Source organism: Parafilimonas sp. (assembly GCF_047606085.1).
Classification (GTDB): Bacteria; Bacteroidota; Bacteroidia; order Chitinophagales; family Chitinophagaceae; genus Parafilimonas.
This window is the reverse complement of sequence record NZ_JASGEX010000015.1, coordinates 1-12,253: the sequence shown is the minus strand read 5'-3', so window position 1 is coordinate 12,253 and position 12,253 is coordinate 1. Positions and strand designations below refer to the sequence as shown.

Here is a 12,253-nt window from a genome sequence, read left to right as displayed (position 1 = left end):
TTCGGCTCCGCTACGCCTCACTTCACTTCACCTGCCCGCGGGTTAACTCTCTATACAGCTACTAATAAGCTATTTACACAAAGAAATAAACACTACCGAAAACAAGAAATTCGGTTATTTGATTTTGAATCTCATTGCGGGCGAAACGTTGGCAGAACGCATAAGCAGAGAACGATTTAAAAATTACTACGACATTCAGCAAATTATTTCCGATGTTTTGAAAGGCTTGAATTATCTGCACAGCTTGCCGGAGCCGATTATTCATAACGAAATCACACCGCAAAACATCATGTTGGACTTGTCGGGCGATGTGCCGAAAGCAAAAATTATTGATTTTGGTTTTGCACGTTCGTTTCATTCTTCAACAAAAGCATACAACAAAGACGGTTTGAATTTGAATTATGTGGCTTCGGAATGTTTCAATGGTTTGTATTCGCCACAAAGCGATATTTTTTCAGTTGGTGCGGTAATGTATCAATTACTTTATAGTTTACCGCCTTGGTTCAAAAATGTTTCAAGATTTGTTGCAGACAGAACAAATGCCGAAGAAACCGTTTTGCAGGAAAGAAGCAAACCGTTGTCGTTTTCAAAAATTGCAAAAGATTTTATTGGCTATGAAGAAACAATCAATTTGCTTTTGAAAAAAGCATTGAGCAATGACACCGAAAATCGTTTTCAAAATGCGAATGAATTTATTCAAGCCATAAATGGCGAAATTGAAATTGAGGACATTGATACAATTCAGAAAGTAAAATCGGAAGACAAGCCCGAAAAGAAAATACAAAGCAAAAAAGCGAAAGGCAAAGGTTTTGATGCGATTGCAGGAATGAAAGAATTGAAAGCACAAATGCAGTTAGATGTAATTGATGCTTTGCATAGTCCCGAAGAATACGCAAAATATGGAGTTGCCATTCCAAACGGAATGTTGTTATATGGTCCGCCTGGTTGCGGAAAAACATTTTTTGCTAAACACTTTGCCGAAGAAGTCGGCTTTAATTTTTTGTTGGCTACGCCAAGCACATTGAAAAGCCGTTATGTAAATGCTACACAGGAAAACATTGCCAAAATGTTTGAGGAAGCCGAGAAAATGCACCAACCATAATTTTCATTGACGAGATAAACGAATTGTTGCCAAACCGAGATAGCGACAGCCACGAAATGAGCAAAAGTGCCGTAAACGAAATGTTGGCACAAATGGACAGAACAGGCGAAAAAGGAATTTTCATTATCGGAGCAACCAACTATCCCGATATGATTGACCCTGCAATGCTTCGTGCAGGTCGTTTGGATAAGAAATTTTATTTGTCGCCACCCGATTTTGAAGCACGAAAAGCAATGTTTGAAATGTATTTGAAAAATCGTCCGTTGGATTTTGGAATGGACTACGACCAACTTTCAAAATTCACGGAAAACTACGTTTCGGCAGACATTGAATTTTTGGTAAACGAAGCATCAAGATTAGCGTTGAAAACCAAAGCAAGAATTTCAATGAAAATTTTGGAAGAAATAATCAAGAACACAAAACCGTCCGTGCCTTTGCAGGAATTGAAAAAATATGAAATCATTAAAGCGAAAATGGACGGAGAAAACATTGAACAGAAAAACGAAAGAACAAGAATTGGGTTTAACACTAACAGAAATAACAATTAAATCGTAAAATATGGACACCATAACTTTTGACAAATTATTGCTGAAAACAGCGTTTTGCTGTATGGCATCAGACGGCAACATTGACAAAAGAGAAATTTCTCTCATCAAATCAATGTGCGAAAAATCCGAGTTGTTTAAAAACTTCAATTTTCAGGAAGAAATCAATCAATTGGTAACAGAACTCAACACAAACGGAAAAGCGTTTATTCAGCATTATTTTGACTTGCTGAAAACGGCTGACGTTTCGGAACAAGAAGAATTAACGTTGATTGATTTTGCTATTCAAACAATCAATGCAGATGAAGTAGTTGAATATTCCGAAATCAAGTTTTTCAAAAACATCAGACACCGTTTGAAAATTAGCGATGAGAAAATTTTGGTGAAGTTTCCCGACCTTGAACAATACTTGGAAGAAGATATTATCACAGATAGTTTTTTGGATAAAATCACAAGCCAGTATTTTGAAACAACGGAGTTGCCACAGTTTGACCTGATTACCATAGATACAAATGTGCCTGATAATTCGAACAAAGAATGATAAGAGAGTATAAAATAGTCCTTGCCACCCTCCTTTCCTCAGTAAATAACTTTTTCTATCGCCCTTAAATTTTAAAACAACAAAAAATGCCAGCACAAGAAAAAAGAATGTACACAGACGTTGATTTTCTGACATCGTTAAGACCCTATCGCAACTTTTCAAATACAGGGAGCCTGGCAAAAGTTGTTGATTATATTAACGATGAATTTCAAAAAGCAGGTCATGAAACTGAAGAGCAAAAATGGATTGCTGCCGGAACGGAATATACAAATGTAATTGCCTCCTACAATAAACATAAAACTAAGCGACTAATAATCGGTGCCCATTATGATGTGTGTGGCAACCAACCGGGAGCAGATGATAATGCAAGTGCCGTAGCGGGCTTGTTGGAAACTGCGCGTTTAATTTCAGAAAGAGCCCCGGATTTGGATTACAGAATTGATTTTGTTGCCTACTGCTTAGAAGAGCCTCCTTTTTTTGCTACAAATGAGATGGGTAGCTACGTTCACGCCAAATCTTTGTTTGATAATAACGTTGATGTAATTGGCATGATTTGTTATGAAATGATAGGTTATTTTTCAGATACACCCAATTCTCAAACATATCCATCTCCTGAGTTGGCAAAACTTTATCCGGGCACAGCCAATTTTATTGTAGTAGTAGGTATTGAGAATTTTGCTGCATTCAATCAACAAGTTTACAACAAGATGAAAGAGGTTGGCGAAATAGATGTACAGGTGATTGACTTTCCAAACGGCAACGGACTTGCGGGACTTTCTGACCAGAGGAACTATTGGAAGTTTGGATATAATGCTTTAATGATAAATGATACTTCATTTATCAGAAACCCAAATTATCATCAACCCTCTGATACTATTGATACACTTGACTTCCCTAAAATGATTGCCGTAATTAATTGCTGCTATAATGCAATCATTAACTTTTGAGGTAATACAAATCACATTCGGTTTTCCAATCTGAAAATCCTTTTTGTAAATTTCGGTATTCAAATACCAGAACTTAATGGCGAAGAATAAGAAAATAACAGTTCAGGATGTAGATATTGCACTTTATGAAGATAATCAGCAGGATTTTATTTCACTGACAGATATAGCGAGATATAAAGATGCAGAACATACAGACAGTATTATCCAAAACTGGATGAGGAACCGGAACACCATTGAACTTTTGGGTTTTTGGGAAACAATATACAATCCCGATTTTAAACCCCTCGAATTCGAGGGGTTTAGAAAGCAAGCTGGGTTAAACAGTTTTGTAATGACACCTAAACGCTGGATTGAAAGCACTAATGCTATTGGAATTACATCAAAACCGGGCAGGTATGGAGGAACGTTTGCACATAAAGACATCGCCCTGGAATTTGCATCCTGGATTTCGATAGAATTTAAGTTATTTGTTATCAAAGAATTTCAACGGCTGAAGGAAGAAGAAAGCAACCGGTCAAAATTGGAATGGAACCTTCAACGCACCCTGGCAAAAGTTAATTACCGCATCCATACCGACGCCATTAAAGAGAACCTGGTACCGAAAGAAATTACCAAACAACAGGCAGGTTTTGTGTATGCCAGCGAAGCCGATTTATTGAACGTTGCTCTGTTTGGAATGACCGCCAAAGAGTGGAGAGAACAAAACCCGGATGCGAAGGGAAACATCCGTGATGAAGCCACAATCGAACAGTTGGTAGTACTGAGCAATATGGAAAGCATCAATGCGCTCTTAATCAGAAAAGAATTTCCGCAGGCAGAAAGATTGACAGAACTGAACAAAGTTGCTATTACTCAAATGAAATCATTGTTGGGAAGCAGCAGTACAAGGAAATTGAAATAGGGCGTTGGTCACATTTCAATTTTCGCTTGAGAAATATAGATATAAGCCTTTTCATTTCTTTATACCTCACTAATTACCGGCAATCTTACCGTTTAAAAAAATTTAAACAATCGTTTAAGCCCATTCCTTACTTTTGCCGCTTATTTTATTTAAGCGTTTACACTTCCCGGTGTAAACCACTGTTTTACAGAAAGGAATGGAGATATGAGCAAGCTACCAGTAATAGTGTTATTGTCTTTATATTTTATTAACCCCGCGCAGGCACAGCAAAAACAGGATTCAATTTTAACAGCAGCTACTTTAAACGAATGTGTACAATATGCATTGGCGCATCAGCCGCGCATGCAACAGTCGCTGATTGATGAGCAGATTGTTGATGCCAATATAAAATCAAAGCTGGCCGACTGGTACCCGCAACTGAACCTCGATTATTCATTGCAGCATTATTTTAAAACGCCGGTTTCTGTAATAAACGGTACGCCGGTTTCAACCGCAGCAAAGAATTTTTCAACGGCTTATTTTTCTGCGACGCAGAATATTTTTAACCGCGATGTTTTGCTGGCAAGCCGCACCGCAAAAAATGTCCGCACAGAAGCTTCGCAGCTTACCACAGATAACAAAATTTATTTAACGCTTAATGTAAGCAAGGCTTTTTATGATGTATTGCTTTCGCAGCAGCAAATAGATTTGGTTAACCAGGATATAACCCGTTTGAGCAGAAGCGTAAAAGATGCTTTGAATCAATATAAGGCCGGTATTGTTGATAAAACAGATTATAAACGGGCGCAGATTTTACTGAACAATGCGCAGGCAGAAAAAAAGCAATATACCGAAGCCGTTAAGGCAAAGTTTTCTACGTTAAAACTGTTGATGGGCTATCCGCAAAATGATAGTTTTTCCCTGGTGTATGATAGTGTGCAGTTAAAGAATGAGATTTTTATAGATACGCTGCAGCAGGTAAATTATGAAACCCGTATAGAATACCAGTTATTAAAGACGGAACAAAGCCTTTTGCAATCAAACCTTAAATATTATAAGTGGGCTTTTATACCCAACATATCGGCGTATGGAAACTATAATTTTTACTACGCCAACAACGATTTTTCCAAATTATATAAAAACAATTTCCCGTCTTCTTATGTGGGCATTTCTTTGGGCTTTCCCATTTTCCAGGGCTTTAAAAGAACAGCCCAGATACGAAGCGCACAATTAACGCTTGACAGGCTGCAGTATAATTTTCAATCGCTGCGCGATTCAATACAATCAGAATATACGCAAACGCTCGCTGCCTATAAATCTGTGTTGAATGATTACAGCACACAGCGCGAAAACCTCGACCTGGCAAACGATGTTTATAATACCATCAACCTGCAATACAAAGCCGGCGTAAAAACCTATCTCGAAGTAATCGTGGCGGAAAGCGACCTGCGTGCCGCACAGGTAAATTACCTGAACGCTTTGTATGAAGTGTTGAGCAGCAAACTTGATGTACAAAAAGCACTGGGCATTTTAACTTATTAAGTATGAAACGCTCATGTAAAATGTATTCTTCACACAGGGAATGCCTGCCTGCCGGTGAGGCAGGTGTACCAGGGCGTTCCCTGCCCGACTGAATGGCTCAGGCGGGCATGAGACAATTGAAAAAATAAATATGCACGAATGAAACCGAGCAGGATAATGTTTCTCACACAGTGGGATGTACATAGCGAGGTTCCATGAGACAATTAAAAAATAAATATGCACGAATGAAACAAGGAGTACAGTTTTTAGTTTTTTCGGCGATGATAGGAGCTGCTGCATCCTGCGGCGCGAAAGAAGATAACAAACAGCAGCAGGCCCCGCCGCCGGTATCTGTAAATATTGATACGGTGCAGCAGGCGCCTGCATTATATTATGATGAATATCCTGCCACCATAAATGCATTGAACCAGGTGGATATTCATGCGCAGGTGAGCGGTTATATTACCGGCATTTATTTCCAGGACGGGCAGCGCGTTACAAAAGGGCAGCGCCTGTATTCAATAGACCAGCAGAAATATGCCGGCGATTATAACCAGGCCATTGCCAATTTAAACGTATCGAAGGCCAACCTGGCAAAAGCGCAGAAAAATGCAGACCGTTATCTGGAGCTGGATAAAAACGATGCCATTGCCAAGCAAACGGTTGATAATGCACTGGCCGATCTCGATGCAGCAAAAATGTCGGTAGAAGCAGCTAAAGCAAGTGCTGCAGCGGTTGAAACCAATCTCCGTTATGCGAATATCTATGCGCCATTCAGTGGTGTAATTGGTATTTCGCAGGTTAAACTGGGCTCGGCCGTTACGCCGGGCACTACCATATTAAACACTATTTCAGCAGAAGGCTCGCTGGCGGTTGATTTTGCGGTGGATGAAAAAGAGATTCCCCGCTTTGTAAAAATGCAGCAACAGGGCGGCGCCATTGGCGATTCCGTTTTCACCATTGCGTTGCCCGATGGCAGCGTGTACGCCTATCCCGGCAAGATTGCCCTGCTGGACCGCGCTGTGGACCCGCAAACGGGCACTATCCGGGCAAGGCTTGAATTTCCGAACCCACAAAGCATTTTAAAACCCGGCATGACCTGTAATGTGCGTGTAAAAAGCTATAACAATGATGCTATTCTTATACCTACAAAAGCTATTACAGAGCAAATGGGCGAATACTTTGTGTATGTATTGGGTGATAGCAATAAAGCGGTGCAAACAAAAATTACGGCCGGTATGCGTATTAACGATAAAACGGTTGTAAAAGACGGCTTAACCGCCGGTGAAAAAATTATAACCGATGGCGTGCAAAAAGTAAGAAGCGGCGCTGTTGTAAAACCGGCTTCGGATGCTGCTGTACAGGATAGCGTACCTAAACAGGCGCATTAAGCCAATAGCATTGCTGCAGTACAAGTGATGCGATCCCGCATCCAACAAGTGCGGGACAGGCTCCACCTGATGCTACAAGGTACTGCAGCCGGTAACCAAATAATTATTCAAGAAGAAGATTAGAGATGATTGCAGATACTTTTATAAAACGGCCTGTAACGGCAATAGTTATTTCGATCGTAATTGTATTGGTGGGTTTGCTGGCAATAATGGGTTTGCCGGTGAGCCAGTATCCTGAAATTACGCCGCCGCAGGTGCAGATAACCGGCACATTTACCGGCGCAGACGCCCAAACGGTGGAGCAAACCGTAACAACGCCTATTGAATCGCAGGTAAACGGTTCGCCGGGCATGACCTACCTGCAAAGCAACAGCACCAGCGATGGCCGCACTACCATCAATGCTTATTTCGATTTGAAAACCGATCCCAGCATTGCCACGCTTGATGTGCAGAACCGCGTAAGCATTGCATCGCCCAGTTTGCCGGATGAGGTAAAGCAATTGGGCGTAACCGTGCGCAAACGTAACCCGAGCATTTTAATGCTGGTGGCGATGTACTCGCCCAATGGCTCGCACAATGTAACTTTCGTTGATAACTACACCAATATTTATATAAGGGATGCCTTATTGCGTGTGCCGGGTGTGGGCGATATATTTACCCGTGCCGATGATTTTAGCATGCGTATATGGCTGCAGCCCGACAGGATGGGCCAGCTTGGCTTAACCGCATCGGATGTTACCAATGCATTAAAATCGCAAAACGTACAAATAGCCGCCGGTTCGGTGGGTGCGCCGCCGCAGCAGGGCAGCCAGGCTTTTGAATATACCGTTCTTACCAACAGCCGGTTGAGCACGGAAGAACAGTTCAGGAATGTGATTGTAAGAACAAACCCTTCAACAGGTGCCATCACTTATTTAAAAGATGTGGCAAGGGTGCAATTGGGTAAATTCAGTTATACCAGCAATTCTTTTGTGGATGGCAAACGTGCATCTTACCTGCTTATTTACCAGGCGCCGGGCAGCAACGCCCTCGATGTGGCCGATGGTATTTACAAGCAAATGGAAGTGCTGAAGAAATCATTCCCGCATGATATAGATTATATTGTTCCGTTTGAATCGGTTTCGGTGGTAAAGGTTTCCATTGATGAAGTGGTTGAAACCCTTATTGAAGCTTTATTGCTGGTAACATTGGTGGTGTTTTTATTCCTGCAAAACTGGCGGGCCACTTTAATCCCGGTGCTGGCTATTCCCGTTTCTATTATCGGCACATTCATCTTTTTTATCCCGCTGGGCTTTACCATCAATACATTAACCATGTTTGGTTTTGTGCTGGCCATTGGTATTGTGGTGGATGATGCGATTGTGGTGGTGGAAGCGGTGCAGCATTATATTGATTCGGAAAAAATATCGGCCAGAGAAGCCACGGCCAAAGCCATGCGGGATATATCAGGGCCGGTTGTGGCCATCGCTTTAATATTGGCCGCGGTGTTTGTGCCGGTTGGTTTTATACCGGGCATCGTAGGCCGGTTGTACCAGCAATTCGCTATTACCATTGCTATTTCTGTATTGATCTCTGCCTTTGTGGCTTTATCGCTCACGCCGGCTTTGTGCTCCATCATGCTGCGGCCCGAGCACAGAGAGGGTTCATCCCGCAACTGGCTGAACAGGTTTTTCTATAGTTTCAATAACTGGTTTCACAGAACAACGCAGAAGTATTCAAACGGCGTTCAAAAATCAATTAAGGGGTCACGTTACGTGGTTATTATTTTGATTTGCCTTGTGGTGGGAACGGTGTTTTTATTCAAATCTAAACCTACCGGTTTTTTGCCGCAGGAAGACGAAGGCCGTTTATACATTACCTACGAATTACCGGAGGCTTCTTCCACCGCCCGCAGCCTGGAAGCCCTGCAGAAGATGATGAAGATTGTTAGTTCAACGCCGGGCGTAGGCCATTTTGCCGCCCTGGGCGGTTTGAACGTGGTAACCTTTTCCAGCAAGAGCAACAGCGGCACCATCTTCACCCAGCTAAAAACCTGGGATGAAAGAAAAGATAAGGCCGAACAATTAAACGGTATTATTGCTTCGCTGCAAAAACAGTTTGCCGGTATTAAGGAAGCCAATATTGTGGTAATCCCTCCGCCGGCAATTCCAGGGTTAGGTTCCACCGGCGGTTTTACTTTTGAATTACAGCAGCAGCAAAGCACCGACAGCATCAAGCAGTTTGAACAGGTGGTGCAGTCGTTTGTCGGCGCCCTGAACCAACGCCCTGAAATAAGCCGCGCCTATACTTTCTTCACATCAAAAACGCCGGGCTACCAGGTTACGGTGGACAGGGACAAATGCGAAAAACTGGGCATTGATGTTTCTGATGTGTACAGCACGCTTTCTACTTTTTTAGGCAGCAGTTATATAAACGATTTCTCCATTTACGGAAGAAATTTCCGTGTAATGGCGCAGGCCGACAGTTCGTACCGCGCCAATATTCAAAACCTCAGCACGTATTATGTGCGCAACCAGCAGGGAGCTATGGTGCCATTGAGCACATTGATATCGTACAGAACGGTTGAAAACCCGCCATTGGTTTCGCACTTTAATATGTTTAGAACGGCAGAAATAAATGGCAATGCGGCAGATGGTTACAGCAGCGGCGATGCTATTAATGCTTTGCGCGAAACGGCTGCAAAGGTTTTGCCGGCGGGCTATGGTTATGAGTTTGGCGGTTTATCAAGGGAAGAAGTAAACGCCGGCAGTAAATCAACCATGATCTTTGCCTTATCTATTGTGTTTGTATTCTTATTCCTCGCTGCCTTGTATGAAAGCTGGAGCGTGCCTTTTGCTGTATTGCTCGCCGTGCCTTTGGGCGCTTTCGGCGCTATACTCACGTTGAAGTTTACACCAAGCCTTTCTAATAATGTATATGCACAAATCGGTTTGATAACGCTGATTGGCCTTGCCGCCAAAAATGCCATCCTTATTGTTGAATTTGCCAAAGAGCGTGTTGACAATGGCATGGATCTGGTTAAAGCTACCATGGAAGCGGTTCGGTTGCGTTTGCGTCCAATCTTAATGACTTCCTTTGCATTCATTCTCGGCGTATTGCCGCTGGCCCTGGCAACGGGAGCGGGCGCGCAGGCCCGTTCCACCATTGGGTTTACGGTATTGGGCGGAATGTTTTTTGCAACCCTGCTGGGCATATTCATCATTCCTGTTTTGTATGTATTGATTACGAAGATTGCCTACAGGAAGCGTTTAAAAAAACCGCAGCGGATAAATTTAAGTGAGTGATATAAGCTGAGAAATCAGGATGTAGCGCGAAAAAACGAAAACATGAAAGCCTGTTCTTTATGCCTTTCTGCATCCTCCAATGCAGGCGCCTGGCTTTCTATTCTTTTTCTTTTCCCGGAAAAAGCTTAAAAAATATCCCGGCTATCAAAGCATATACAAAGGCCGGGTTTACAAAACTCCTTGTGGAAATGAGAATGGGGCTTTAATAATATGGGCAGTATTTCATTTCTAAAGCCTTGTTCAGTTGTATTAAATCAAATCTGGCAGACATGATTTCGTTGAAAGACAGGTTTTTATCCTTGATGAGATAGTCTATATAAAGCCGGTATTTAAACTATTGAAAAGAAGACGAACCAATCTTTTGGTCAGCGCATAAGATGCGTATTCCTGTTGTACAATTAAATGAGCTTTCTTTTGCAATAAAATGAAGAAACTTAAATTACGCACTATAGAACTTGGCGCATCAGAAATTCTTTCAAGAGAACAATTGAAAAAAGTATTGGGTGGTAGTGGAAGTGGTTCTAGTACGGATGCTTGCGCTGGCAAATCAAGCACTATTTATTGCAGAAATGGCAGTGGTGAAATAGTAAAAGAAATTGAAGGAACTGGATGTCCTACTACAGGTGCTGGACTTGATAGTAGTTGTAGTGGAGTGACGGGATATGATAGAAGTACGAGTTCATGTACGTGTTAATTTTATTCGGTAACCATTTTTAAAACCATATTGCATGGTTTTGTTCCTGTGTTTATTGAATTTTAAAACAATTCTATGCAATATGGTTTGTTTGTTTAAAATGAATTTATTAAACTTTTTTGCATTGTTATACCATCTTATTCATAGATTGCTGAATGATGCATAGTAAATAATTTAAATGAAACTGACCGATCCATAAAGTGCAATATTATTATTATCCTAATAAGTAAAAATTAATTTACCCAACTTATATGACTATTAAAATGAAAACAATAGGATATACGTTTATGCTCTTGTCAGTTTATAATTGTGCTTATGCCAATCTGGGTTATTCTGATTCCACAACCATTGTTTGTATTTTCCGGGCGCCCGATAAGCCAACAGAATCATATTTTATTCCAGGTGTTAGAAAATGGAAAGCTGACTTTAGCAAATCAACCCCCATCAACTCTGCTAAAAAAATAAATGATAGCACATGGGAGTTAAAGATTGCAACACCAACAAATAATTTCAACCAGCTATACTCATTAGGCCTGATAGGGCCTACGTATGAGGTATTTCTGGACAATAAACCTGAAAAGCAACTTTTACTTATTGATAGTACTACGGACGATAACAGAAAGCCCTATAAAATCAGCCCGGGTATTAAAAATAAGTTTTCGTTTGGTATTGAATGGCAGAATGCTACCGAAAATTACCCTGTTCCGACCGACTCGGCCGACAATTCGAACCAGATTAATAAAATATTGCAGCAAGCCGGCAATTTTAAATACAAATACCGGCAAGAAATTGCACAAAGTGAAGCTTTTGCATCTTTCGTAAATATTCAAATATTGCGAACACTGTATGACCGAATATGGAACCCTTATGCAGAAACAGCCGCGGGTAAATTTTTAAAGGATTCCTTAAGGAGAGTTTTAGAGAGTGCAGTTCGAAAACCTATTGTATTTTCTTTTAATTCAACGCAACTCGGTTCATCTCTTTTATTGGAGAATAAAGGAAATAAATCAAATTATATTACTTCCATCCAGGAAGCAGTTAGCGGCGTACATTCTAATCTTTATAGCGATTTTCTTATATTCAGTAATTTCAAAAAAGCCACTTATGCCGGGATAAGCATGGATGAAATAAAAGAAATATTTAAATACTCCAAATCAAAAATAAAGGACCCGGAATTAAGCCATTCCCTTGAAGGAGAATTTCAACTGTATGTTAATGCACATCAACCATTGCCCGAAAACATAATGTTAAAGACCCAATTAAAAGACAGTTCTGATAATGTTTTATCCATGAAACAATTGATGACATCTTTAATGAATAAGGGAAAGCAAAAAATTGTAGTAGATTT

9 protein-coding genes and 1 pseudogene are annotated in these 12,253 nt (G+C 41.0%); all 10 read left to right on the top strand.

The genetic code is table 11. From position 1 onward, the window contains the following. Positions 1-52: 52 nt before the first annotated feature. Positions 53-1,245 (top strand): annotated as a pseudogene (locus QM629_RS01565) (protein kinase domain-containing protein); the annotation flags it as partial. 6 nt (positions 1,246-1,251) lie between these two features. Beyond that, complete coding sequence (locus QM629_RS01560; protein ID WP_415156494.1) at positions 1,252-1,650, top strand: hypothetical protein; 399 nt, start codon at positions 1,252-1,254, stop codon at positions 1,648-1,650. Between the two features lie 10 nt (positions 1,651-1,660). Beyond that, positions 1,661-2,188, top strand: a complete 528-nt coding sequence (locus tag QM629_RS01555; RefSeq protein ID WP_415156492.1) for a hypothetical protein — start codon at positions 1,661-1,663, stop codon at positions 2,186-2,188. Between the two features lie 86 nt (positions 2,189-2,274). Then, positions 2,275-3,135 carry a M28 family peptidase gene (locus tag QM629_RS01550; protein ID WP_415156490.1) on the top strand — a complete coding sequence of 287 codons (861 nt, stop codon included), beginning with the start codon at positions 2,275-2,277 and terminating at the stop codon, positions 3,133-3,135. Between the two features lie 76 nt (positions 3,136-3,211). Continuing rightward, positions 3,212-4,036 carry a KilA-N domain-containing protein gene (locus tag QM629_RS01545; RefSeq protein ID WP_415156488.1) on the top strand — a complete coding sequence of 275 codons (825 nt, stop codon included), beginning with the start codon at positions 3,212-3,214 and terminating at the stop codon, positions 4,034-4,036. Between the two features lie 204 nt (positions 4,037-4,240). Then, a complete protein-coding gene (locus QM629_RS01540) occupies positions 4,241-5,557 on the top strand; it encodes a TolC family protein (RefSeq protein WP_415156486.1) in 1,317 nt (438 codons plus the stop codon). 224 nt (positions 5,558-5,781) lie between these two features. Continuing rightward, positions 5,782-6,927 carry an efflux RND transporter periplasmic adaptor subunit gene (locus QM629_RS01535; RefSeq protein WP_415156484.1) on the top strand — a complete coding sequence of 382 codons (1,146 nt, stop codon included), beginning with the start codon at positions 5,782-5,784 and terminating at the stop codon, positions 6,925-6,927. A 125-nt stretch (positions 6,928-7,052) separates the two neighbouring features. Next, positions 7,053-10,211 (top strand): efflux RND transporter permease subunit, encoded by a 3,159-nt coding sequence (locus tag QM629_RS01530; protein WP_415156482.1) that lies wholly within the window; start codon positions 7,053-7,055, stop codon positions 10,209-10,211. 424 nt (positions 10,212-10,635) lie between these two features. After that, positions 10,636-10,905: a hypothetical protein gene (locus QM629_RS01525; protein ID WP_415156480.1), complete on the top strand. Its 270-nt coding sequence runs from the start codon at positions 10,636-10,638 to the stop codon at positions 10,903-10,905. 263 nt (positions 10,906-11,168) lie between these two features. Beyond that, positions 11,169-12,253: hypothetical protein (locus QM629_RS01520; RefSeq protein WP_415156478.1), on the top strand; the 1,085-nt coding region annotated here is incomplete at its 3' end.

What these genes read in the sequence shown, in the direction of transcription:
- QM629_RS01560 (WP_415156494.1), top strand. Translation starts at nt 1,252, where the DNA reads ATGATTGACCCTGCAATGCTTCGTGCAGGTCGTTTGGATAAGAAATTT.
- QM629_RS01555 (WP_415156492.1), top strand. Translation starts at nt 1,661, where the DNA reads ATGGACACCATAACTTTTGACAAATTATTGCTGAAAACAGCGTTTTGC.
- QM629_RS01550 (WP_415156490.1), top strand. Translation starts at nt 2,275, where the DNA reads ATGCCAGCACAAGAAAAAAGAATGTACACAGACGTTGATTTTCTGACA.
- QM629_RS01545 (WP_415156488.1), top strand. Translation starts at nt 3,212, where the DNA reads ATGGCGAAGAATAAGAAAATAACAGTTCAGGATGTAGATATTGCACTT.
- QM629_RS01540 (WP_415156486.1), top strand. Translation starts at nt 4,241, where the DNA reads ATGAGCAAGCTACCAGTAATAGTGTTATTGTCTTTATATTTTATTAAC.
- QM629_RS01535 (WP_415156484.1), top strand. Translation starts at nt 5,782, where the DNA reads ATGAAACAAGGAGTACAGTTTTTAGTTTTTTCGGCGATGATAGGAGCT.
- QM629_RS01530 (WP_415156482.1), top strand. Translation starts at nt 7,053, where the DNA reads ATGATTGCAGATACTTTTATAAAACGGCCTGTAACGGCAATAGTTATT.
- QM629_RS01525 (WP_415156480.1), top strand. Translation starts at nt 10,636, where the DNA reads ATGAAGAAACTTAAATTACGCACTATAGAACTTGGCGCATCAGAAATT.